The following is a 24224-nucleotide window of genomic DNA, read 5'->3' as shown; positions in this document are numbered from 1 at the left end:
TTTATTTTAATTTTATAATTAAAAGGTCTGAAAAACCTTTGTTTGTTGTTATGTCTTGATTATTGCTACTGCTTTCTCCAACAGCAATAATACTGCCGTTAGAAAGTTCTATAGCATCGTAGCAAAAATCTATTTCAGTTCCACCAATAGTTTTTTGCCATTGTTGATTTCCGTTTTGATCTATTTTAAGAACCCATGCATCATTTTGTCCTTTGTTTATGATTCCATTATCGGAGCTTCTTGAACTTCCTGAAATAATAAAGCCTCCATCTGATGTTTTTTTGATTGAACGACCAACATCAAAACTAGAGCCTCCATAGTTTTTTTGCCAAATTAAATCTCCTTTAGAATTAATTTTTGTAGCCCAAACATCTGCACCTCCATTATTTTTGATTATGTCTTTATTAGCGCTACGAGTATCTCCAATGATTATAAAATTTCCGTCACTTGTTGCTGTAATTCCTCTAGCTTCATCAATTTGATCTCCTCCCAATGATTTTTCCCAAATAAGATTTCCACTTTTATCAATCTTAATAATCCAAAAATCGTAAGAGCCTTTATTGTTTTTAATGTCAACATCAATGCTGTCAGAAGACCCTACCATTAAATAGCCGTCCGATGTTTCTATTATACCATAGCAAGTATCAGTATTTTTACCTCCAAAGTATTTTCTCCATTCAATATTTCCAGAAGAATTTAATTTTATTCCCCAGTAATCACCACCAGCGTGTCTAGCTGCTGATCGAGAATTACCTTGTCCTCCAGATGCAGTTACATCTAAAATACTCCCAATAAAATAACCGTTATCACTAGTTTGTATAATACTAAAACCTTGGTCTGTTCCTGAAAAACCAGTGGTGGTTTTCCAAGAAATGTTTCCACTGCCATCTAATTTTAAGATCCATACATCTTCAAACCCTTGATTGGTGGTTATATCTCCATCGTTACTTTTGTTATAACCTATAATAGCAAAACCTTTATCTTTTGTTTCTATAATTTGATACGCTTTATCATCTTTAGAACCTCCATATGTTTTTTGCCACTGTAATTTATCGTCTTTATCAAATTTTAAAAGCCAATAATCGTATTGAACAGCTGTTTTAGATGTAGAAATATCACCATCTATACTTTGGGTAAACCCTAAAACAGCATATCCATTATCTGAAGTTTGTATTACACTTCTTCCGCTTTCGTTTTTTGTACCCCCATATGTTTTTATAAAATCAACCTGTGGGACCTTAATTGAATTTGATAAACTAATACCATTATCATTACTACAGCTTATTATTACTGCAGAAGTAAATAAAAATATTGAAAACCTTTTTAGCATTTATTGTTTTTTGATGATAAATAAACCTCTTTTAATGTCACTTATAAGTATTTTTCCACTTTTAAAATATGGGTATACATTCCATACTCCGTTAAAACTAGCTCCATCATTTTCTGGATAGGTATCAAAATATGCAGTTTCTGTTATTGCTTTACTATCTATACTAGAGATATCAATAAAACGTACACCTGCAGTATAGTTTGCTAAATAGAAAGTGTTGTTTTTTACATAACCATTATGATCTATAGCGTCAGTTGGCCCTGTATATATAAAATCTTGTTTAGGGTTGTCTAAATCTGTAAAGTCAAAAACAATGGTTCTCGTCTTATTACCAAATTTCTGTTCATCTAATTCATCTCCTAAGATAAAATGCTTTTGATTTTCAGTAAACCATCCTTGGTGTGTATAACCTACATTAGGATATGATATTTTTGATATGTTTTTAGGGTTTGTTTTGTCGCTAATATCTACAATTACAACTTCATTTTCGTTACTACCTATTAAAATTTCTTTTCCAGTATAATTTGAATCTGGTCCATTGTAGGTAACAACTTGCGCATCATGACTATAATTGTCCATTCCCCATCCGCCTTCACTTTTTGGGTTTTTAGGATCTTGTATGTTAATAAATAAAGGACCTCCTTTATAGGTGCCTGTTTTGCTAGTTCCTACTGGGTAAGCATAGCCAGAATCTTCATTGATTACCATATTGTGAGCACTTCCAAATCCAGTAAAATGCTTGTCAGCAGTAAAAGTAGCAGGAGCGTTAGAAACATTTCGTAATCGTGTTAAATCAAAAACTTGCATCCCATGATTTGATGCTTCACTTACAATAAAAGCATGATCTTTGTATACTTTTACATCTCTCCAAGAACTATTTACAGTTGCTGTTGGTAGTTTTCCAAGGTAAGTTGGATTATCTGTATCTGAAATATCTACAAATGCAGTTCCATTATTTACACATATAATTGCGTATTCTTTATTGGTAGTAGTATCTGTCCAACCCCAAGAATCATTTCCTTCAGTAGCCCCAAAAGTACTTAAGGGAATATTTAAAAGTAAATCATATCCGTTACAAGGATATATTCCTGCTTTACCACTAGCACAATCAACTTTATTTGTGGTAGTATTGTTAGAATCACAAGCATCACCTATTCCATTACCATCGGTATCTTTTTGATCAGGATTACTTGTGGATGGGCAGTTGTCTTTAGAGTCAACAATTCCATCACCATCTTTATCATTAATAGGTTCCGTTTTATCTGAAGTTGAGCAAGATATCAGAAAAGATAAGAAGATAGCAGCAAATAAAATTCTATACTTTGTCATAATGGGAGCTTTTAAAAACACTAAATTAAAGAATTAACTAATTATAAAACATTTAAAAACTGTTAAACCCTATGAAAATTTTAAATTAGAGTACTTATTTTATAATGTTTTGTTTAGATACTAGTTGTTATCTTTGCAGTATGTTAGAAGATAAAAACCAAGAGAGAACTTCATTAGCTAAACTAGGAGAGTTTGGATTAATTAACCATTTAACAGAGCATTTTAAATTATATAATTCATCAACTAAAAAAGGTGTTGGAGATGATGCAGCTGTTATAAGTCCATCAGAAAAAGAAATATTAATTACTACAGATTTACTTGTAGAAGGTGTTCATTTTGATTTAAGTTATATGCCTTTAAAGCATTTAGGTTATAAGGCTGTAATGGTTAACTTATCAGATGTATATGCAATGAATGGAATAGCCGAGCAAATTACGGTATCAATTGCTATTTCAAATAGATTTCCACTAGAGGCAGTAGAAGAATTATATGCAGGGATTCAATTGGCGTGTGATACTTATAAAGTAGATTTAATAGGTGGAGATACAACATCGTCAACTAAAGGAATGTTAATTTCTGTAACAGCAATTGGGTCAGCACAGGAAGAGGAAATTGTTTATAGAAATGGAGCCAAAGCTACAGACTTAATAGTTGTCTCTGGAGATTTAGGTGGAGCGTATCTTGGATTGCAGGTTTTAGAAAGAGAAAAACAGGTGTTTCAAGTAAATCCTCAAAGTCAACCAGATTTAGATAATTATACTTATTTAATAGAACGTCAATTAAAACCAGAAGCACGAAAAGATATTCCAGAGTTATTAAAGGAACTTGAAGTAAAGCCAACTGCAATGATTGATATTTCTGATGGATTATCTTCGGAAATTATGCATATCTGTACTCAAAGTAAACTTGGATGTAAGATTTATGAAGATAAATTACCGTTAGATCCACAAGTGATATCAGCTTCAGAAGAGTTTAATATGGATAGTACAATGATAGCGTTAAGTGGAGGAGAAGATTATGAGTTGTTATTTACGGTACCTATTTCTGAATTTGATAAAATAAAAGGGAACCCAAATTTCTCTATTATTGGTCATATGACAGAAGAAAATCAAGGAATGAATTTGGTAACGAGAGCTAATCAAGAAATGGAATTAAAAGCTCAAGGATGGAATTCTTTTGAAGAGTAAAAATAGTATTAAGATAAAAAAGAGCCACACTTTAAAAAAGTGTGGCTCTTTTATTTGAGTATATTTTAAATTACTTGTAAAAGCAATGTTTTTTTGGTCTGAATTTTAAAAAGAAGGACAAAAGAAAATGGTATAAAAATTGTATATTGGTCAAGCAAAAAATTAATAATTAACAAAAAATCAAAAAAGAATGGGAATTTTTTCATTTATTAAAAATGCCGGAGCGAAAGTATTTGGTATTGGAAAAACAACAGAAGAAGAGGCTGCAGAAAAAGCTTCAAAATTAGTAGATGCTGTAAATAAGTTAGAATTATCAGTAGAGAGCTTATCAGTTGAAGTAGCTGATGATAAAGCTACAGTATCTGGTGAAGCTGTAGATTTAGCGACTAAAGAGAAGGTTGTTTTAGTAGTAGGAAATACTAATGGTATTGCATCTGTAGAAGATAATATGACTGTTGCTGAAGTTGAAGAAATAGAAGAGGCAGCAATGGCTCAGTTTCATACAGTAGTAAGTGGAGATACATTAGGAAAAATAGCAAAAGAATTTTATGGTAATGCAATGAAATACCCAGTTATTTTCGAAGCAAATAAACCAATGTTATCACATCCAGATAAAATTTATCCAGGACAAGTATTAAGAATACCACCTTTAGTGGACTAATCAAGAGTTAATCAACCAAAGAAAAAGTACTGTTTTACAGTACTTTTTTTGTTTACATAATCTAGGTAAGGCGAATTAATAGTTAGACGGGGTAAAATACAAGAGAACTAGTATTTAATTCTTTTTTAATCTATTTAAAGAGTCTTTTTGATTGTTAAACAAATGGTTGCTAAGAATAAATAAATGTATATTTGCAGATTATTAAATTGGAGTTATGATACAATCTATGACGGGTTATGGAAAATCCGTATTACACTTACCATCTAAAAAAGTAACTATAGAGATTAAATCTTTAAATAGTAAAAATTTAGATTTGAATACGAGAATTCCTTCATACTATAAAGAGAAAGAATTATCTGTTCGAAAAAAATTAGCTAGTAATTTAGTAAGAGGTAAAGTAGATTTTTCTATTTATGTAGAAATGACTGCGGATGAAACTTCAACAACAGTGAATAATGCTGTTGTAAGAGAGTATATTCAACAATTAAGAAATGTAACGCAAGCAGGATCTTCAGATGATGTTGAGCTTTTAAAAATGGCAGTAAGAATGCCAGACGCCTTAAAAACTGAACGTGAAGAACTAGATGAAGAGGAGTGGAATCAAATAGATTTACATATTGATGAAGCATTAAAAGAAATTATTGAATATAGAAAAGATGAAGCGAAATCTTTAGAAGAAGATTTTAAAGTTAGAATAGCTAATATTCAATTAGCTTTAGCCGAGGTTAAAAAACTTGACGGAGATAGAATAGAGCATGTTAAAGAACGTTTACAAAAAGCGCTAACAGAATTAAAGGTTGAGATTGATGAAAATCGATTTGAACAAGAGTTAATTTACTATTTAGAAAAACTAGATATAAACGAAGAGAAAGTTCGTTTAGCAAATCATTTAGAGTATTTCCTAGAACAATTAGATACAGCCGATTCTAATGGAAAAAAATTAGGTTTTATTATCCAAGAAATAGGAAGAGAGATAAATACTACAGGTTCTAAGGCTAATTTTGCACCAATGCAAAAATTAGTAATTCAAATGAAAGACGAGTTAGAAAAAATTAAAGAACAAATTTTAAACGTTTTATAAGATGTCTAAAGAATTTAAAGGGAAGTTATTTGTGTTTTCAGCTCCATCAGGATCAGGGAAAACTACAATTGTTCGTCATTTATTAAAGCAAAATAGATTTGGTTTAGAATTTTCTATTTCAGCTACATCAAGAGATCCTAGAAGTAATGAAGTGGATGGTGAAGATTATTATTTTATTTCAGCAAAAGATTTTAAGCAAAAAATAAAAGGCGAAGAATTTTTAGAGTGGGAAGAAGTGTATATGAATAATTTTTATGGTACACTAAAAACTGAGGTAGAACGTATTTGGGCTTTAGGAAAACATGTTATTTTTGATATTGATGTAAGAGGAGGTTTACGTATAAAAGAGAAATTTCCAGAAGAGACATTAGCAGTTTTTGTTAAGCCACCAGATATTAATGAGTTATTAAGACGTTTGAAAAATAGAGGAGAAGAAAGTGAAGAAAAAATAGCATCAAGAATAGCAAAAGCTCCAATCGAATTAGCTACAGCTCCAATGTTCGATAAGATTATTAAAAATTACGATTTAAATGTAGCTTTACAAGAAGCTGAAGATTTAGTTGATGAGTTTTTAGGTTTAAATAAAATTGTTTCTAAAGAAGAGTAGGTTTTTTAGATTATGAAAAATATTGGATTGTATTTTGGAACATTTAACCCTATCCATATAGGTCATTTGATTATTGCAAATCACATGGTTGAAAACTCAGACTTAGATGAAATTTGGATGGTTGTTACGCCACACAATCCATTTAAAAAGAAAAGTACTTTATTAGATAATCATCATCGGTTGGAAATGGTATATCTAGCAACTAAAGAGTACGATAAAATTAAACCATCAGATATTGAGTTTAATTTACCACAACCTAATTATACAATAAACACATTAGCACATATAACAGAGAAGTTTCCTAGCCATAATTTTAGTTTAATTATGGGGGAAGACAATCTGAAGAGTTTTCATAAATGGAGGAATTATGAAGCAATTTTAGAAGATTATAATATCTATGTGTACCCAAGAATTTCTGAAGGTATTGTAGAAAATCAATTTAAAGAACATTCTAAAATTCATAGAGTTGATGCACCAATAGTGCAAGTATCTTCAACAATGATTCGAAAAGGAATTCAAGCTAAAAAAAACATCAAACCTCTATTGTCTACAAAGGTTTGGGGTTATGTTGATGAAATGAATTTCTATAAAAAATAATTTTTTTAAAACTTTTTTAAAATACTTAGGTCAAAGAACTGATTAACTTTTAAAATTAGTAATTATGACTTTAAGTAATGTACAAAAAAAATTAAGCGGACTTTTTATTATTGGATTATTGTTGTTCGCTTCTTGTGAATCAAATGAAGATCTAAATTTAGATAGTGTTACCACAGAAGAAGCTTTAAATGTAGTTTTAGCAGATGATATATCTGCAGAAATAGATGAGGTAGTTGAAGATGACGGTATTGAAAGTGGATTTGAAAGTAAGAGTGCTACAACTCCTTCAAATCATCCAAGTTGTGTTGAAAGAACGTCAGTAGATACAGCAAATGGAAAAATTGTAACATTAGATTTTGGAGATGGATGTGTTGGTAAAAGAGGAAGAGAATTTGCAGGGAAAATAATTATAGAATACGTTAAAACAGATACGAGTTTTTCAAAAACATTAACTTTCGAAAATTTTTCAGTAGAAGGTAATAGTGTTGAAGGGGGAAAATCTATAGTAAAAGTAAAAGAAAATTCAAACGGAAATCCTGAGGCTACATTTAATATTGATATTAAAATTACTTTAGAACCTGGTGTAGAAATTATTAAGAAAGGCACAAAAGTAAAAGAGAAAATTGAAGGGACTAGTACAGATGATAGAGGAGATGATGTGTATTCTATTTCTGGAAATTGGGAATCGATAAGCAAAAACGGTGTTGTAAAAACTGCAACAATTACTACAAATTTAAGAAGAGAATGGGCTTGTAAATATATTGTAAGCGGTGTAATTGAAATATCTAGAGATGGAGCAACAGCTACTTTAGATTTCGGAGATGGTTCATGTGATAATTTAGCAACCTTAACAGATGCGAATGGAGATACTAAAGAAATTACTTTAAAACTGAATAAGAAAAAGAAGTAAGTTTTTATTAATTAAGGGAAAAACCAGCTTAAGGGCTGGTTTTTTTATGCGATTCATTTTTAGTAACTTAAAAAAGTTAAAGAAAATCTAAACTTTTTTAAACTTTAAAGGTCTAATAAAAAATAAGACTATTAAAAACCAATGAACGAAGCTGATTTTATAAATCAATTAACTAATAAGAAATATAAAGAAAGGGCGTTTTCTAAATTATTAGATTTATACCAAGAGCGTTTGTATTGGCATATTAGGAAATTAGTTGGAACTCATGAGAATGCCGATGATGTGTTGCAAAACACCTTTGTAAGAGTGTATAAAAGCTTAGCTAATTTTAAACAACAAAGTTCATTGCATACATGGATGTATAAAATAGCATATAATGAATCAATGCGTTTTTTAGAGAAAGAAAAAAAGAAAACTTTTTCATCACTACAAGATGTAAGTGATAAGTTTTTAGGTGATTTACAAGATGATATTTATTTTGATGGAGATGAAGTACAATTAAAATTACAAGCGGTGTTAAGTAAGTTGCCAGAAAACCAGAAAAAGGTATTCAATATGAAATATTATGATAATTTAAAATTTAGAGAAATAGCAAATATTTTAAATACAAAAGAAGGAACAGTTAAAACACATTATTATGGGGCTGTTAAATACATAGAAAGCAACATAAATAAGGTAACATATATAGAAAAAATTAAAGCATAGTTTGTTATGAGTGTACAAAATGATAACTTTAACATTCGAAATACTTTTGATATGAATACAGAAAGAAAACATAAATCTGACCTTGGATTAGATATACCAGAAGGTTACTTTTCAAAATCAAAACAATCTATTCTACAACAAACAGTTTTAGAGAAAAAAGGGAAAGTAGTTTCTTTGTATAAAAAAATATCTATTTGGTCTGCAGTAGCAGTAGTGGCGTTATTGTTTACTTTAGCAGTTTATAATCCATTAGCAGTTAATAACGATATGGAAAACGATATTTTAATAGCTTCTTTAGTAACCGAAGAGGCAGATGTAGATGAGTTGTTAGAAGATTATGTAAATGAAGAACTGTTAACAGATGAAATATTTTCAGAGTAAAGTCTAAACTTTTTAAGAAAACAAGGGTCTAAAGAATAGTATTAATAAGAATAAAAAAATGAAACCTTTACAAATTATATTAGCAGTTATATTTTCGCTTTTATTAGGGATTTCAAATTTGGTGGCGCAAAGTTCAGTAGAAAAACTGAATCTTACGAAAGAGCAAAAGCAATTGTTAAAAAGTCAAAAAGAACTAATAAAAAAAAATAGGGAAGCATTTAAAGCTACGCTTAGTCCTAGTCAGTTAGCAATATTAAAAAATCAAGCGTTAACAAAATTAGAAAGGCAACAAGCATTAAAAAAATCGCTAACATTACCGCAAAAAAAACTAGTAGCACAAAACAACAAGAGTGTCAAACTAGTAAAATCAAAGTTTAGAGGAACACTTACAAAATCACAAAAATCAGAATTAAGAAAGCGATTTAAAAATAAAGATTCTAAAAAACGGTTAAAAAAGAATATTCGTAAAAGGATACAAAATAATAGAAGGAGATAATATTTCTTTACAATGTATTTGATTATAGTGGTTGAGCTTTTCAACCGCTTTTTGTATTTTTATAACATATATGAAAAAAACGTTAGTACTTTTCTTTTTATTATTGAGTATTATAAACTTCTATGGACAAAATAATTCAGAAGGAACAGAAGATGTTCAACTCTTAGAAGAGAATGAAATAATAGATAGCATTTTAGAGGAAGAAAGTGAAGAAGAGTTTTTAAAATCTGTTACAAAATTCCAGTTTATCCATTTATCAATAGAATATAATAATAAAACATATTTTTCGGGGAGAGATATTGGAACAGACCAGTTTAATATAAGTCCACAAATAACATATTTGCATTCAAATGGTTTGTATTTTGGGTTAGAAGGAGTTTATTACGATGAGTTTGCACCAGAATGGGATTATACATCAGCAACTATAGGGTATGGTAAAAGTTTTGGGAAAAATAAACAATATAGATGGGAAACTTCATATGACAGATATTTTTATACAAATACATCAGGAAATAATCCTTTTAAAAATGCGCTATCTTTTACAATAGAGGTAGATAATAAAAAGAAAACATTTGGAACAGAAGTAGCAACAACATATTTGTTTGGAAGTGATAATTCATTACAAATAGTATCATCTACATACGGAATTCTTAATTTGTTAAAAAAGAAGCATTATCATTTAAAATTACAACCACAATTAAATATTGTTTTAGCTGAACAAACAATTCAATTATCGCAAACCTTTACTATTAGAGGAGTTCAATTTACAAGGTATGTTCAAAACAATGATTTTGGTTTAATAAATACGCAATTACAAATACCCTTACAATATAGTACAGGTAATGTAGATTTTGAATTAGGGTATATATTTAATTTCCCAACAGCGTTGGAAGGGGAAACCAATTTAAAAACAACAGGATTTTTTAATTTTTCCATGTCGTATTTATTTGATTTATAATTAATAAATTTTTAACAGGTGTCTAATTAAAGTAAAAAATAGTTTCGCAGTTTTTTCGTTGTATATTTGAATTCCAAACTAGTATTAAACGTGGCGAAAATTCAAAAAAAGCGAAAGCTTAAACAAAAGCTGATTGATAAATACAGATTAGTAATTTTAAATGAAGATACTTTTCAAGAAAAGTTTTCTTTAAAATTATCAAGGCTTAACGTGTTTGTTTTTGGAGGGGTGTTTTCAATAATTCTTATAATATTAACTTCAATATTAATTGCTTTTACGGGCTTAAGAGAATATATACCTGGATATTCTTCAACAACATTAAAAAAAGAAGCAGCCAGAGCAACTTATAAATCAGATTCTTTACAAAATAAATTAGCAATATTAGAACGTTATACTCAAGGATTGAAACCTGTTTTTACCGGAGAAATATCTCCTGATAAAATAGATTCTATAAAGGTTGCTGCTGAAAATATTGTAATTGATGAAAGTAAATTACAACCAACGAAACAAGATTTATTGTTTAGAGATAAAGTTGAAGGAAAAGATCGTTTTCCGCTGTCAGAAGGAGCAGAAGGAAGAGCTAAAATTGTGTTTTTTTCACCACTAACAGGAAATGTATCTCAAAAATTTAATAGAGACGATAAACATTATGCAATTGATATTGTAGCACAAACTGGTACTCCAGTTAAAGCAATTGCAGATGGTACAGTTATTTTAGCAGAGTGGACAGCAGAAACAGGATATGTAATAACAATTCAACATCCAAATGAATTTATATCAGTATATAAGCACAATGGAGAATTGTTAAAGCAACAAGGAGATATAGTAAAGTCAGGAGAAGTAATAGCAAGTGTAGGATCAACAGGAGAATTAACTACAGGACCACATTTGCATTTTGAATTATGGAGTAATGGGTTTCCAGTGAATCCAACAGATTATATAGATTTTCAGTAAATGAGCATAAAATCAAAGTTAGCAATTCCATTTGCAAGGCAAGTACGAAAAAGAGTGTATAAATGGGCAAACAAGCCATATGAAACACAAGAAAAAGTATTTCAATATTTAGTAACTGAAGGTTGTAAAACGGCTTTTGGACAAGATCATGATTTTATTTCAATCAATAATTACGAAGATTTTAAAAAACGTGTATCTGTAAATGACTATGAAGGTTTACGTACATATGTAGATAGAATGGTTGAGGGAGAAGAAAATGTTTTATGGAAAGGAAAACCTTTATATTTTGCTAAAACCTCAGGTACAACCTCAGGAGCCAAATATATTCCAATAACAAAAGAATCAATGCCAACGCATATAAAAGCTGCGCGTAATGCATTGTTATTTTATATAGCAGAAACAAATGACGCTAGTTTTGTTGATGGGAAAATGATTTTTTTACAAGGTAGTCCAGTTTTAGAAAACATGAATGGTGTAAAACTTGGACGATTAAGTGGTATAGCAGCTCATTATGTCCCTAATTATTTATTAAAAAACCGTTTGCCAAGTTGGGAAACCAATTGCATAGAAGATTGGGACACTAAAGTAGATAAAGTAGTAGAAGAAACATTGCCTGAAAATATGACGGTAATAAGTGGAATTCCGTCTTGGGTACAAATGTATTTTGAAAAGCTAATAGATAAAACAGGAAAGACTATTTCGGAGATTTTTCCAAATTTTAATTTCTTTGTCTATGGAGGCGTAAACTTTGAACCGTACAAAAATAAGTTTGAAGCATTAATAGGAAAGAAGATAGATTATATAGAATTATATCCAGCTTCAGAAGGGTTTATAGCTTATCAAGATTCACAAACAGAAAAAGGAATGTTATTGCAGTTAAACTCAGGTATTTTTTATGAGTTCATTCCTGCGATTGAGTTTTTCGATGAAAATCCTACAAGAATATCATTAAAAGATGTACAGTTAGGAGTGAATTATGTAATAATATTAAACACATCTGCTGGACTTTGGGGATATAATATAGGAGATACGGTTGAGTTTACTTCATTATTACCTTATCGTATTAAAGTAACCGGAAGAATTAAACATTTTATTTCAGCATTTGGAGAACATGTAATAGGGAAAGAAGTAGAGAAAGCTTTAAATGATGCAATTGTAGGAACTACTATAAATATAAGTGAGTTTACAGTAGCACCACAAGTGAATCCAGAAAGTGGTTTACCTTACCATGAATGGTTTATTGAATTTGAAAATGAGCCAGAGAATTTAGAAGAATTGGCATTAAAAATTGATGCTTCTATGCAAACGCAGAATGTGTATTATTTTGATTTGATAGAAGGAAAGGTATTAAGACCGTTAATTATTAGTAAAGTTAAAAAAGGAGGGTTTCATGAGTATATGAAATCAATAGGTAAGTTCGGAGGTCAAAATAAAATTCCACAGTTATCAGATAATAGAAAAATTGCTGATGTTTTGGAAGGTTTTTTAAAAGAATAAAAGAACAAATGAAAATTATATCAACAAATTTAGGGGATCGAAAAGAGGTTGATTGGAAGGGAAAATTAATAACTACTGGTATTTTCAAGTTTTCCGTAGATGAACCTATTTTTTTAGATGTAGAAGATGTAAGAGGAGATGCTGTTTGTGATAGAGAACATCATGGGGGTATAGACCAAGCTGTGTATGGATATTCAGAAAAACACTATAAGTATTGGAAAGAATTATATCCTAATTTAGATTGGCAATATGGAATGTTTGGGGAAAACCTAACTATTGATGACTTGGATGAATCTAAAATTCATATAGGCGATACTTATAAAGTAGGTGAAACTATTTTAGAGGTTACGAAACCACGTCAACCATGTATGAAATTAGGGGTTCGATTTAACAACATGAAAATTGTAAAGCAATTTTGGCAAAAAGATTACCCTGGAGTTTATTTTAAAATACTACAAACCGGTCTTGTAAAATCGGGAGATGAGTTTACACTTATAAAATCTCATTCAGATAATCCTACAATAGCAGAAGTGTATCAAGAAAAGCGCGCTAAAAAAGGGATGTAATTAGTTATTTATCGGACCAAATGGCTAATTCGTTTCCAGAAGGATCTATAAAATGAAATCTTTTTCCGCCAGGAAAAGAAAAAATATCTGTTGAAATAATTCCATCTAATTTAATAATTTGATCTTTTATTTCTTCTAGATTTTCATGGTATAAAACTATTAAGGCACCATTATTAATGTTTTGTTCTGTTTTTTCAAAACCACCTTCAAAACCACTACTAGAAAAAGCAATATAAGTTGGACCATAATCCGTAAAAGTCCATTCAAAAGCTTTAGAGTAAAATTGTTTTATGTCTTCTAAATCTTTCGCTTTAAATTCAACGTAGTTTATATGATTGTTTACCATTTATATTTTTTTGAATACAAACGAATTTATACTTTTTAAAAAGAAAATTAGCTTAATAATGATGTTTTTTTCTTTTCTAAATACTCTTTTTCGAATTTATTAGTTACTTTTTTTATTGCAATTGTTATATTTTTTAGCGCTTCTTTTTTATTCTTTATTTCGTTATAATAATCAGCTTTAGCACTATAAAATAAATAAGAACGTTGCTCTAGTATTTCTGGTTGTAATTGATCAAAATAGTAATTCGCTTTTATGTAGTTCTTGTTTTGTAAGCAAACTACAGCCATGCTAAGTAAATGAGAAGGGTTTGGTTGCAGTTTGTATAAGAATTGATACCATTGTAATATTTTACTCCAATTAGTTTGTTTAAAGCTTGAAGCTTTAATGTGTTCGGCAATTATGGCTGCTTCATAATGATATATTGAAAATTCATTTTCTTCTACAGCTTTATTCATCATTGCATTACCTAATTGAATTAAGGGAAAAGACCATTTATTTCTATCTTGTTTCTTTAAATCTAATAGTTCATTTTCTGTATTTATTTTGGCATCTAAACGTGCAGCATGAAAACACATTAAGCCAAATAAGGCATAACTAGCAGAAATATTGGTATGTTTATTTTTTAATAAGCTCTTACATAAACGCATGGCCTCACCACATAATTCTTTACGTACTAAAATTTCTTTTTTATTTGAGTGAAAGCCTTCGTTAAAGATGAGGTAGAGTACTTCTAAAACACTATCAATACGATTTGGCAACTCATTTCCTTGAGGAATTTTAAACTCTAATTTTGTTTTTTTTATAATTTTCCGAGCCCTTAGTAGACGTTTTTTAATAGTTTCCTCTTTTGTTAGTAAAGCAGATGCAATTTCTTTAGTACTAAACCCAGAAATAGTTTTTAAAGCAAAAGTAATTCTATCTCTTGGAGCTAAATTAGGATGGCAAGCAGTAAAAATCATACGAAGTTGAGCGTCTTCAATTTCAGAGTCTAAGAAAAGCTCATTAATAGTTATAGCTTCTATTCCATTTTTAAATTCGGGAAAATACTTCTGTTCTGCTTTAAGTTTTCTAAAAAGATCTAAAACTCTATTTTTAGCAACTTGAGTTAGCCATGCTTCTGGATTTTCTGGTTGTTTGGTTTGCCAATTAATACTAGCTTTTAAAAAAGTATCTTGAATAGCATCCTCTATAATTTCTAAGTTAGAAAGACCAAAGATTCGAGTTAAAACAGAAACCATCTTTCCGCTGTGATGGCGGAAAAGATGATCTATGTGCGTGTGTTTCATTATTTGTCAAATACCATGATTTCACGAATTTCTACAGTATTCCCAAGATCATAATCTGGAAAATCTTGTGCAATCTCTTGTGCTTCGTCAAAATCTTTAGCAGCTACTAAATAATATCCGCCAACAATTTCCTTAACATCTGCAGATGTTAAATCTGTAACCGTTCTATTTTTTCCAACAACACGTCTTATTTGAGGAGTTAATGCTTCTCCACCACGTAAAACACCGGCTTGTTCCATTTTGTTGCCCCAAGCAAACCACTTCTCCATTCTTGCTTGCACATCTTCTTCTGAAAGTCCTAAATCGATATATTCTTTACCGATAAAAATCATCATAAAATTTTTCATAAATTAAGGTTTTAAGTTATTTACTATTAAGACGTATGTCGAAATTATAAAGAGGACACTTTTTAAAATAAACTTTAAGGACATCAATTTAAAAGAAAAAACAGCTACTCCCAAAAGAATAACTGTTTAATATATAATGAGAGAAAAATTTATATTTTTCGTAAGAAAATATCACCACTAATCGTTTTTAATTTTAAAGAAGCTGTTCCGTTTTTTACAGTCCCATATATTTTTTGACTTCCGTAAGATTTCTTTCTGTTTTTATTAAAGTCAATATCTAAATCGGAATATACAGTACCAGTTAAAGTTTCAGCTTTAAATTCAGCATCAGAAACAACAACATCAATATCACCACTAATCGTTTTTAAATTCATGTTTTTAGAATGTTTTTTCACAGTAATGTTCCCGCTAATTAAATCTAAAGTAAGTTTACCATTATAGGTTAAAGCATCAACACTTCCAGAAATACTTTTTATTTTTAATTTCATGTTTTTGGGAGCATAAATAATATAGCTTATTTTCATTTCGTTATGGTTTGTACAATGATTATAGCCATTGCATCCATTACCGTTATGAGTTATCGTTACTCCCTTTTTATGTTTTTTAAATAGTTCACCATAATTAGATTTTATAGTGTAGGTTGTGCCTATTTTGTCTTCTTTTAAACTAAAATAATTATTATCCTTATTGTCGTTAATATTTACAGTAGCTTGAACAGATACTTCGTTTTTATTCCAATTTTTTACTTCAATTTTATCGGCAAATTTTGCATGAACATAAACTTCATTAATTCCTGATGCTTTTATGTTTTTAGTAATTTTTTTCTGTGCTGCTAGGTTACTAAAAGTCAATAGTAATCCTATGAAGAAGAGTATTCTTTTCATTAGTAATGTTTTAAGTTATGTGTAGATTATTTTTTTGGAGGGTTATTTTTTACGTAAATAAATATTACCCATTGATGATTTTAATTTAATTTTCACCCCTCCATTATTAATTGAACTTTGTATTTTCTTTGTTCCGCTAATATTTTTCATTCCTTTTTTAGTTGGAATTTTAATATCGAAGTTTGTGTATACTGTTCCGTTTGTTTTTATATCTAAATCGGCTTTTGTACTAGCTGGAATTGCAATGTCAATTTCACTTACTGAAGAGCTGATTGTGATTGGTGATGATTGACTCACTTTAGAAAATTCTATGTTTATTGCACCAACGCTAGAATGCGCCGTTATTGGACCCGTAACATCTTTCATGGTAATTTTTCCTACATTAGTATTAGCTTCAACTTCAGAAGTGAAACCTTCAACTTCGACGCTCCCTAAGTTACCTGTATCAACAGAAATATTAATGTTTTTTGGTAATTCTAGTTGAATTCCGTGACGTTGGAAATGAGATTTTAAATCTCTAACAATAAGTACATTTCCTTCTTTTTCCACTGAAAACCCAAACCCATTAGTATTGTCCTTACCACCCGGATAAATAGCAGTTAACCCTTTTCGTTTATCCTCTTTTGTTTTAATTTTTTTGTTATGATTATTAGACCAATGTGTATTCTCATGGTCATTGTCATGATCACCATCATGATCGCAGTTATCACAATCATCATGTGAATGTTTGTAGTTTTTAAGAACTAAAGAGTTGCTAGAACCTACTATGATTTTAGTTTTAGTATTTGTTTCAAAACGAACTTTTTTAATTCCAGATAAAGAGTGTTTGTATTCTTTATTTTGAGCTGTTACAACTCCAGTTATTAATAGTAATAATAAGATAATTTTTTTCATGATTCTGATATGTTTTTTTACAATAAATTTGGTATGTTATATTGTAATTCTTGTTTTACGTAATTAGGTGTTTCTTCATTTTCTAATAATTCTCTCATAGGTTCGAGCGCTCTTTTTTCTTGAATATTCCCTAAGATTTGAATTAACTCAATTTGCATTGAGGGTGTTTTCTCTGTTTCTAGCGATTTTATTAATGCTGCTTTTACTTTTTCTAATGTAGAGAATTTAGATAATGCTTCTGCTGCAGCTAATCGCACATTTACATTCTCGTCATTAAATAATTTATTTATAAGAGCATCAATTATTTTTGTGTCATTTTTTGAAAATTTTTCAGCGTTACTTACAGCTAAAATCCTTTGGCTAGCCGATTGATTTTCTAATAAAGCTAATACTTGGTTTTCTTCTTTAATTTTTTGTTGTTCAGCTAAACTTAATTGGCTAGTACTCGATGAAGATTGATGTTTTCCTATTAAAAAAGCACTAACAACTATTAGTATACTTGCAGCAATACGTATGTGTGATTTCCAACTTGTTTTTGATTGAAGCGGTATAACTTTAGTTTGTTTTTTCTCTTCGTTTAATAATGCTTCAAAATTAAGTTTTAGGTTTTTTGAAGGTGTTTCTTCTAAGTCATTATCAATTACACCTAAAATGAGTTGCATTTCATTAACTTCTTTTTGACAAATTGTACAAACATCTATATGCTTTTTGATTTTTAAAGACTCCTCTTTTGTTAGATTCTCTTCAATATAATCTATAAGTTTATTTTCTATATCGTTACACTTCATTACCTACTGTTTGAAAATAAATGTTTTTTAATTTTTTTAATGCTCTATGCACTTTAACCTTTACTGCATTTTCTGAACTTCCTATTATTTCAGCAATTTGCTCGTATTTTATTTCTTGATAGCGATGCATTACAATTAATTCTCTATCTGAATTACTAAGTTGTAATAATGCTACTTTTAAATGTTCCAATTCCTCTTTGTTATTTCCTGATGATTCTACTTCTTCTGAATTAAGTTTATCATCATCAATAATATTAGTTCTCTCCTTTTTTTGTTTTTGATAATATGTTGAAAATATATTTCTAGCTATAGTATAGATCCAAGAAGCAAAATTTCCATTTTTATAAGAAGTTCTATATTTTAAAATTTTAATAAAAACATCTTGAGTTAAATCTTCACTTACCATTTTATTATGAATCATCTTATTAAAGAAATTATAGATACGAACATGATATCTGTCAAATAAAATTGACATGGTATCCAAATTTCCATTGGCTACTGCTAGCATTAAATCTTCATCAGTTAGATGTTTCAATGTGTTAGTTTTGATTAGTTTCTATATTTAAAACCATCAATTTACAGAAAGGTTACATTTAATATTATTTTTTTTGCAAAAAAAAAGCCTCGTAAATCTACGAGGCCTTATTTTTATTGAAGTTCTAGTTCAAAAACTTTTTGAAGCATTTTATCATTAGGCTGATTTACTTTATATAAACCATCATCACTAAAGAGTTCTCGAGCTATAAGTGTTTTAAGATTTTTCTTTAGCTGTTCTTTTGTTTTTTCTGATAACTTATAATCTTTAAATTTTGATATAAACGTATCAGAAATTGCATTGTCCTTATCAAAGTTTTTAATAAAGTCTTTAACCGTAGTTTTTGAAAGTTTTTTACGATTACCGTCAACGTAGTTAAAGGCAAAGTTATTTAAAGGCCTAAAAAATATTGTTGGAATGTAAGCTGTTGTATCTACAGCAACAAAATGATCTGGGATAATTCCTCCCCCTCCATATACAATTTTACCTTTAGGGGTTGTAAATTTTAAACTGTCAATAGTTTTTATACTGTCTCTATTAAAAAGTTCACCATTTGAGTAACGATTTCTTATATCGCTATCATAGTTAGAAGTTGAATTTTTCTTTTTATATGGTTTTTGAATAGAGCGTCCAGTAGGAGTATAATACCTAGCAGTGGTTAAACGAACAGCAGAACCATCACCTAAATCCATTTCTTGTTGTACCAATCCTTTTCCAAAAGAACGACGTCCAATTATAATACCTTTATCATTGTCTTGTAAAGCACCTGCAACAATTTCTGAAGCAGAGGCAGAGTTTTCATCAATTAAAACATACAAACCACCTTTTTCAAAATCTCCTTTTTCGGTAGCAAAAGATTCAACAACATCACCTTTATTATTTTTGGTAAAAACAATCAGTTTTTCATCTTCTAAGAATTCATCAACAATACTATTAGCAATATCAATAAAACCGCCACCATTTCCTCGAAGATCTAAAACTAAATCGGTCATTCCGTTTTCTAAAAGACTGTCTAAGGAAGTTTTAAATTCTCTATAAGTATTACGAGCAAAACGGTCTAATTTTATATAACCAATACTGTCGTTTAGCATATAAGCAACGTCAACACTTTTAATATTTACCTTTCCTCTATTAATGGTTACATTAAAAATACTATCGTTAGTTTTTCTATAAATTTGTACGTCTACTTTAGTGTCAGGTTTACCTTTTAAGGCTTTCATTATTTGTGCTGTTTGTAGCCTTTTACCATAAAGAGTGTCTTTATTTGCTAACAAAATTCTATCACCTGCTTTAATTCCTTGTTTAATACTAGGCCCACCTTTTATTGGAGAGATAACGGTAATAGTATCACCTATCATTCTAAACTGAACCCCAATACCAACAAAATTACCTTGCATATTTTCGGTAACTAATTGGAGATTTTCTTTTGGGATATAAACAGAATGTGGGTCTAATTTCCCAAGCATCTCAGTTATAGCGCCATCTAATAATTCATCTGTATTAACATTATCAACATAATCATTATCTATATAATCTATAAGACGTTTGATTTTTCGTTCATTAGATGAGTTTTTACCAATGAGATTGTTTGAATTTGAACCACTAAAAAAAGTTCCAATAAGAATACCGAAAACAACAGCGATTGATAAATATATAGGTAAGTTATTTTTGTTCATAAGGTAAATAAGTCAATTCAACACCAGCTTTTTCTAAAAAACCTACACCAGAAGAATCTTTGTATGCTTCAGCATAAACAACTCTCTTTATTCCTGCTTGATGTATTAGTTTACTACATTGTTGGCAAGGAGAAAGTGTAATATATAAGGTAGCCTCTTTACATGATTGTGTAGAAGCAGCAACCTTTAAAATTGCATTTGCTTCAGCATGTAAAACATACCATTTAGTGTATCCTTCATCATCTTCACAATAATTTTCAAAACCAGAAGGTGTTCCGTTATAACCGTCAGAAATAATCATACGGTCTTTTACAATAAGAGCTCCTACTTGTTTTCGCTTACAATGAGATAATTTACCCCATTCTTTAGCCATTTTTAAATAGGCCTTATCGTATTTTAATTGTTTTTTATTCAAGAGTAATTTTGATAATTGTGTGTTATGCTAATATAATTAGAATTAAGATGTTTGGACGTTAATTTTTTACCAAAAAACTCGGTTAATCATCATCTGAAAAGCAAAGCCAATTACAATAGATGATATGATTAAAATCCAATCGCGACGATTTACTCCAAATACTGATTGTACTAACGATCCTACTAATAAAATAGCTAAAACAATAATTATTTGAGCAGCTTCTACACCTAATGCAAATTCTAATAAAGGCACTAGTTTATCAGAAGTTTTTCCAATCATAATTTTGAAATAGTTAGAAAACCCAAGCCCGTGAATTAATCCGAAGAATAATGCAAAAAATAAATTCTGATTTTCTTTTCCTACCGATGCTTTTTTAGCTGTTAGTACATTCATTAACCCAGTAATAAATATGGTTAAAGGTATTAGAAATTCAATTAAATCTGCTCTAACATTTAATATTCCATAAGCAGAAAGCGCTAAGGTTATAGAATGTCCAATAGTAAACAGCGTAATAAGCCATAATACTTTTGTCCATTGTTTAAATTGATAAACAACAGCAAGTACAATTAGAAATAAAATATGATCATAGGCTCTTATGTCTAGTACATGAAATAAGCCCATTTTAAAGTAAAAAATAAAATCGTTCATTCGGGGTTTTTAAATTTTTATTTGTCGGTCTATTTGTTGGTCTAAAGATATAAAAGTTTCTGTTCTTGAAACACCTTTTATGTTTTGAATGTCTTTGTTTAAAAGATGCATTAAATCTTCATTATTTTTACATAATATTTTAATAAAAACAGCATAGTTACCAGTGGTATAATGGCTTTCTACTACTTCTGGAATTTCTTTTAATCTTTTAATTGCTGATGAATATAAACTAGATGAATCTAAAAAAACACCGACAAAAGCGGTAGTTGTATACCCTAAGGCTTTCGGATTTAAGGTCATTTTGTAACCATCTATTAAATCAGAAGATTCTAGTTTTCGTAAACGTTGGTGTATTGCTGCACCTGATATTCCTACTTCTCGAGCAATACTTAGAATAGGAGTACGTGCATCTTTTACAAGTCGTTTGATAATAATTTTATCAATTCCGTCAATCTTTAATTTCTTAAGCATACAGCAAAAATAAGGAAAGTTTAATTATCAATAAAAAATAAAAAATTATTGTTTTTCGATAATTTTTTATATATTTGCACCAGAATTAATTAAAATTTAAAAATGAAAAAAGTATTAAGTGTTTTAAAATGGTTCTGTAGCTTGTTAGTGGTTAGCGCTGGAATAAATTTTTTTGAGAGAATGTATAAGTTAATGCATTATACTATTTATGGAGGAAGTAAAGCAAAGGTGTTTAAATTATCAATTCCAGAAGATTGGAATGATAATTATTATTACAGTTTGTCTTTTATAGTCTTAATATTAATGGGGTATCTAATATATTTAATCGTTGAATTTAGAAGAGTGATTTTTAATTTTTCGAAAGAAAATGTTTTTACAAAAGAGAATAGTGATCGATTACGAAAAGTTGGGAGAGGGTTAATGATTTATGCAGCTGTAGTTTTATGTTTTGCAATAGTGTTAGGTTTGATTATAGAAAGAGAACCAAGTATAAATGCTGATTCAACACTCCCTGGTAAAATTGGATACACATTTGGATATATAATAGGAACAGCAATAAGTAAAGTATTACCAATACTTGTGGTTGCATTATTTGTGCAGTTTATATCCTTCTTAGTAGTGAAAGGAAGTGTATTACAAGAAGAAAATAATTTAACAATATAATTATGAAGACAGAAAGAATATTAAAAATCATGAATTTTTTCTCATGGTTCGCGTTTATTGGATTAATGATTAAATCAGGAGCAATTTTAGTAACTTATTTATTGAGTATTAATAACCCAGAGATTTCAAAAAATTTGTATGAAGGGTTGAATCTTTACGAGTATAGAAATTATAGTTTTATACAATATTCGTTTATTATTGGGTATAGAATTATCCTATTTGCAACCGAAGCTTATATTGCATTTTTGGTAATTAAATTACTTAAAAGGCTGAATATAGCGCACCCTTTTAATATAGAAGTGCAAAAATTAATGCAACAAATAAGTTATGGAATATTTTATTTATGGATTCTAGCAATTGTACACAACACACACATGCAATTAATTGGGAAAAAACACGGTTTTCAAATGGATTTGTTTTCGAGTGATTTTGTTTTTCTATCTGTAGTTATTTTCATTTTTGCACAAATTGTAAAAAGAGGAATCGAAATTCAAACAGAAAACGATTTAACAATATAACTATGCCAATAATTGTAAACTTAGATGTAATGCTTGCTAAACGTAAGATGAAAAGCAAAGACTTGGCAGAAATTGTAGGGATAACAACTGCAAACTTATCGATATTAAAATCGGGGAAAGCTAAAGCAATTCGTTTTTCAACATTAGAAGCTATTTGTAAAGCATTAGATTGTCAACCAGCAGATATTTTAGAATTTATAGAAGCATAACGAAAGAAGATTTTTACCTTTACAAACATGTATGCTCTTGTTGATTGTAATAATTTTTATGCTTCCTGTGAACGGGTTTTTAATCCGAACTTAGAAGGAAAGCCAGTTGCTATTTTAAGTAATAATGATGGCTGTGTAATTTCAATGAGTGATGAAGCAAAAACGATAAATCTTCCATTTGGAGCACCTATTTTTAAATGGGATCAATTTTGTAAGAATAATAAGATTTCAGTATTATCATCTAACTACCCATTGTATGGTGATATGAGCGCACGAGTAATGAAAATACTTGAGCAATTTTCTCCAGATGTAGAGGTGTATTCAATAGATGAAGCTTTTTTACAATTTAAAGGATTTGAAAACTATGATTTTGATTCTTATGGAAAGGAAATTAGAGATACAGTTTTACAATGGACAGGAATACCAACATGTGTTGGAATAGCTCCAACAAAGGCTCTGAGTAAAGTTGCAAACAAAATAGCTCGAAAATTTCCTAAACAAACAGGAGGTGTTTATATAATAGATTCTGAAGAAAAAAGAATAAAAGCATTGCAATGGATAGCTATTGAAGATGTATGGGGAATTGGTAGAGGTTTGGTTAAAAAGTTAAAAGCTAAAGGATGTATAAAAGCATATGATTTTACAAAGTTAGACGACAATTGGGTACGTAAAAGTTTATCTATTACAGTTTGGAAGCTAAAAAAAGACTTAGAAGGAGAATCAAAAATAGTATTAGATGAACCAATAACTAAGAAGGCAATAGCAACAACAAGAAGTTTTGAGTATACATTTTCAGATCTTGATAATATAAAAGAGCGAATAGCTACATTTGCCACAAGTTGCGCCGAAAAACTTAGGAAACAAAATTCTAGCTGTCATATGGTTATTGTAATGTTGAGAAGTGATCGACATAAAAAAGATAGCGAGCAGCACAGTGTTAGTAAAACAGTATTATTTCCATATCCAACAGATTCAACATTAACAATTAGTAAGAGTGCTGTTAAAGCTGTAAGTGGCATATTTAAAAAAGGAATTAAGTACAAAAGAGCTGGTGTTATTGTAACAGGATTGGTACCTTCAGATAACTATCAGTTAGATATGTTTGAAGGAGAGAATCCAAAACATAAGCCTTTAATGAAGGCTATTGATAAGTTAAATAAAACATTTAAGTCAGATAAGGTTAAATTAGCAAATCAAGATTTAAAGCGTACTTGGAAAATGCGACAAGAACGATTGTCTCCGAAGTACACCACAAATATTAATGAAATTATTAAGGTGAAATAAA

Annotated in this window: 30 protein-coding genes; 17 read left to right on the top strand and 13 right to left on the bottom strand. The window is 29.5% G+C overall.

Annotated elements, in window-relative coordinates; genetic code table 11:
- Position 1: 1 nt before the first annotated feature.
- Together Q0881_RS16290 and Q0881_RS16285 are read right to left on the bottom strand one after the other, a co-directional pair.
- Complete coding sequence (locus Q0881_RS16290; RefSeq protein ID WP_299162604.1) at positions 2–1330, bottom strand: hypothetical protein; 1329 nt, start codon at positions 1328–1330, stop codon at positions 2–4.
- Positions 1331–2659 carry a choice-of-anchor B family protein gene (locus tag Q0881_RS16285; protein ID WP_299162602.1) on the bottom strand — a complete coding sequence of 443 codons (1329 nt, stop codon included), beginning with the start codon at positions 2657–2659 and terminating at the stop codon, positions 1331–1333.
- Positions 2660–2799: 140 nt separating this feature from the next.
- On the opposite strand from Q0881_RS16285, the gene thiL reads away from it, so the two are divergent.
- From thiL to Q0881_RS16220, 13 genes are all read left to right on the top strand, one after another.
- A complete protein-coding gene (gene thiL / locus Q0881_RS16280) occupies positions 2800–3846 on the top strand; it encodes a thiamine-phosphate kinase (RefSeq protein WP_299162599.1) in 1047 nt (348 codons plus the stop codon).
- A 190-nt stretch (positions 3847–4036) separates the two neighbouring features.
- Positions 4037–4507, top strand: a complete 471-nt coding sequence (lysM, locus tag Q0881_RS16275) for a peptidoglycan-binding protein LysM (protein WP_299162597.1) — start codon at positions 4037–4039, stop codon at positions 4505–4507.
- A 214-nt stretch (positions 4508–4721) separates the two neighbouring features.
- Complete coding sequence (locus Q0881_RS16270; RefSeq protein WP_299162594.1) at positions 4722–5588, top strand: YicC/YloC family endoribonuclease; 867 nt, start codon at positions 4722–4724, stop codon at positions 5586–5588.
- Between the two features lies 1 nt (position 5589).
- The gene (gene gmk / locus Q0881_RS16265) at positions 5590–6195 is read left to right on the top strand and encodes a guanylate kinase (protein WP_299162592.1); all 606 of its coding nucleotides are present in this window, start codon (positions 5590–5592) and stop codon (positions 6193–6195) included.
- Between the two features lie 12 nt (positions 6196–6207).
- Positions 6208–6792 carry a nicotinate (nicotinamide) nucleotide adenylyltransferase gene (gene nadD / locus Q0881_RS16260; protein ID WP_299162590.1) on the top strand — a complete coding sequence of 195 codons (585 nt, stop codon included), beginning with the start codon at positions 6208–6210 and terminating at the stop codon, positions 6790–6792.
- Positions 6793–6856: 64 nt separating this feature from the next.
- On the top strand, positions 6857–7702 hold the full coding sequence (locus Q0881_RS16255; protein WP_299162587.1) for a hypothetical protein: 846 nt from the start codon (positions 6857–6859) through the stop codon (positions 7700–7702).
- A gap of 141 nt (positions 7703–7843) precedes the next feature.
- Positions 7844–8407, top strand: a complete 564-nt coding sequence (locus tag Q0881_RS16250) for an RNA polymerase sigma factor (RefSeq protein WP_299162584.1) — start codon at positions 7844–7846, stop codon at positions 8405–8407.
- Positions 8408–8413: 6 nt separating this feature from the next.
- Positions 8414–8788 carry a hypothetical protein gene (locus Q0881_RS16245; RefSeq protein WP_299162581.1) on the top strand — a complete coding sequence of 125 codons (375 nt, stop codon included), beginning with the start codon at positions 8414–8416 and terminating at the stop codon, positions 8786–8788.
- Positions 8789–8846: 58 nt separating this feature from the next.
- Entirely contained in the window at positions 8847–9284 is a 438-nt protein-coding gene (locus Q0881_RS16240) for a hypothetical protein (RefSeq protein WP_299162579.1), read from the top strand.
- Between the two features lie 70 nt (positions 9285–9354).
- Positions 9355–10242, top strand: coding sequence for a hypothetical protein (locus Q0881_RS16235; protein ID WP_299162577.1), 888 nt, complete (start codon positions 9355–9357; stop codon positions 10240–10242).
- A 90-nt stretch (positions 10243–10332) separates the two neighbouring features.
- Positions 10333–11196: a M23 family metallopeptidase gene (locus Q0881_RS16230; RefSeq protein WP_299162575.1), complete on the top strand. Its 864-nt coding sequence runs from the start codon at positions 10333–10335 to the stop codon at positions 11194–11196.
- Complete coding sequence (locus tag Q0881_RS16225) at positions 11197–12693, top strand: GH3 auxin-responsive promoter family protein (protein WP_299162572.1); 1497 nt, start codon at positions 11197–11199, stop codon at positions 12691–12693.
- A gap of 8 nt (positions 12694–12701) precedes the next feature.
- The gene (locus Q0881_RS16220) at positions 12702–13259 is read left to right on the top strand and encodes an MOSC domain-containing protein (RefSeq protein WP_299162570.1); all 558 of its coding nucleotides are present in this window, start codon (positions 12702–12704) and stop codon (positions 13257–13259) included.
- 4 nt (positions 13260–13263) lie between these two features.
- Here Q0881_RS16220 and Q0881_RS16215 read toward each other — a convergent pair whose 3' ends face one another.
- The 11 genes from Q0881_RS16215 to Q0881_RS16165 all read right to left on the bottom strand — a co-directional run bounded on the left by Q0881_RS16215 (position 13264) and on the right by Q0881_RS16165 (position 21549).
- Complete coding sequence (locus Q0881_RS16215; RefSeq protein WP_299162568.1) at positions 13264–13605, bottom strand: VOC family protein; 342 nt, start codon at positions 13603–13605, stop codon at positions 13264–13266.
- Between the two features lie 47 nt (positions 13606–13652).
- Positions 13653–14891, bottom strand: coding sequence for a sigma-70 family RNA polymerase sigma factor (locus tag Q0881_RS16210; protein WP_299162566.1), 1239 nt, complete (start codon positions 14889–14891; stop codon positions 13653–13655).
- Positions 14891–15226, bottom strand: a complete 336-nt coding sequence (locus Q0881_RS16205; RefSeq protein WP_299162564.1) for a YciI family protein — start codon at positions 15224–15226, stop codon at positions 14891–14893. The genes Q0881_RS16210 and Q0881_RS16205 overlap by 1 nt, the downstream gene beginning before the upstream one ends.
- Before the next feature lie 161 nt (positions 15227–15387).
- The gene (locus Q0881_RS16200; RefSeq protein ID WP_299162562.1) at positions 15388–16122 is read right to left on the bottom strand and encodes a DUF4097 family beta strand repeat-containing protein; all 735 of its coding nucleotides are present in this window, start codon (positions 16120–16122) and stop codon (positions 15388–15390) included.
- Positions 16123–16164: 42 nt separating this feature from the next.
- Positions 16165–17016 (bottom strand): hypothetical protein, encoded by an 852-nt coding sequence (locus Q0881_RS16195; RefSeq protein WP_299162560.1) that lies wholly within the window; start codon positions 17014–17016, stop codon positions 16165–16167.
- Positions 17017–17033: 17 nt separating this feature from the next.
- A complete protein-coding gene (locus tag Q0881_RS16190) occupies positions 17034–17804 on the bottom strand; it encodes a HEAT repeat domain-containing protein (RefSeq protein WP_299162558.1) in 771 nt (256 codons plus the stop codon).
- Positions 17794–18339: an RNA polymerase sigma factor gene (locus Q0881_RS16185; protein ID WP_299162556.1), complete on the bottom strand. Its 546-nt coding sequence runs from the start codon at positions 18337–18339 to the stop codon at positions 17794–17796. The genes Q0881_RS16190 and Q0881_RS16185 overlap by 11 nt, the downstream gene beginning before the upstream one ends.
- Before the next feature lie 113 nt (positions 18340–18452).
- Positions 18453–20015, bottom strand: a complete 1563-nt coding sequence (locus tag Q0881_RS16180; protein ID WP_299162554.1) for a S41 family peptidase — start codon at positions 20013–20015, stop codon at positions 18453–18455.
- Positions 20002–20430: a dCMP deaminase family protein gene (locus Q0881_RS16175; RefSeq protein WP_299162552.1), complete on the bottom strand. Its 429-nt coding sequence runs from the start codon at positions 20428–20430 to the stop codon at positions 20002–20004. The genes Q0881_RS16180 and Q0881_RS16175 overlap by 14 nt, the downstream gene beginning before the upstream one ends.
- Before the next feature lie 66 nt (positions 20431–20496).
- On the bottom strand, positions 20497–21078 hold the full coding sequence (locus Q0881_RS16170) for a HupE/UreJ family protein (RefSeq protein WP_299162550.1): 582 nt from the start codon (positions 21076–21078) through the stop codon (positions 20497–20499).
- A gap of 9 nt (positions 21079–21087) precedes the next feature.
- On the bottom strand, positions 21088–21549 hold the full coding sequence (locus Q0881_RS16165; RefSeq protein ID WP_299162548.1) for an Lrp/AsnC ligand binding domain-containing protein: 462 nt from the start codon (positions 21547–21549) through the stop codon (positions 21088–21090).
- A 102-nt stretch (positions 21550–21651) separates the two neighbouring features.
- Between Q0881_RS16165 and Q0881_RS16160 the strand changes: the two genes are divergently transcribed.
- From Q0881_RS16160 to Q0881_RS16145, 4 genes are read left to right on the top strand one after another with little or no spacing between them, the layout of a single operon-like run.
- Complete coding sequence (locus tag Q0881_RS16160; protein WP_299162546.1) at positions 21652–22212, top strand: DUF2975 domain-containing protein; 561 nt, start codon at positions 21652–21654, stop codon at positions 22210–22212.
- 2 nt (positions 22213–22214) lie between these two features.
- Positions 22215–22730: a DUF2975 domain-containing protein gene (locus Q0881_RS16155; RefSeq protein ID WP_299162544.1), complete on the top strand. Its 516-nt coding sequence runs from the start codon at positions 22215–22217 to the stop codon at positions 22728–22730.
- 2 nt (positions 22731–22732) lie between these two features.
- On the top strand, positions 22733–22939 hold the full coding sequence (locus tag Q0881_RS16150) for a helix-turn-helix transcriptional regulator (RefSeq protein ID WP_299162541.1): 207 nt from the start codon (positions 22733–22735) through the stop codon (positions 22937–22939).
- Between the two features lie 27 nt (positions 22940–22966).
- Positions 22967–24223: a Y-family DNA polymerase gene (locus tag Q0881_RS16145; RefSeq protein ID WP_299162539.1), complete on the top strand. Its 1257-nt coding sequence runs from the start codon at positions 22967–22969 to the stop codon at positions 24221–24223.
- Position 24224: the final 1 nt, after the last annotated feature.

It is taken from the genome of uncultured Tenacibaculum sp., from assembly GCF_947494125.1.
Classification (GTDB): Bacteria; Bacteroidota; Bacteroidia; order Flavobacteriales; family Flavobacteriaceae; genus Polaribacter.
The sequence above is the reverse complement of the archived record's forward strand: the minus strand, read 5'-3'. Positions and strand labels throughout refer to the sequence as shown.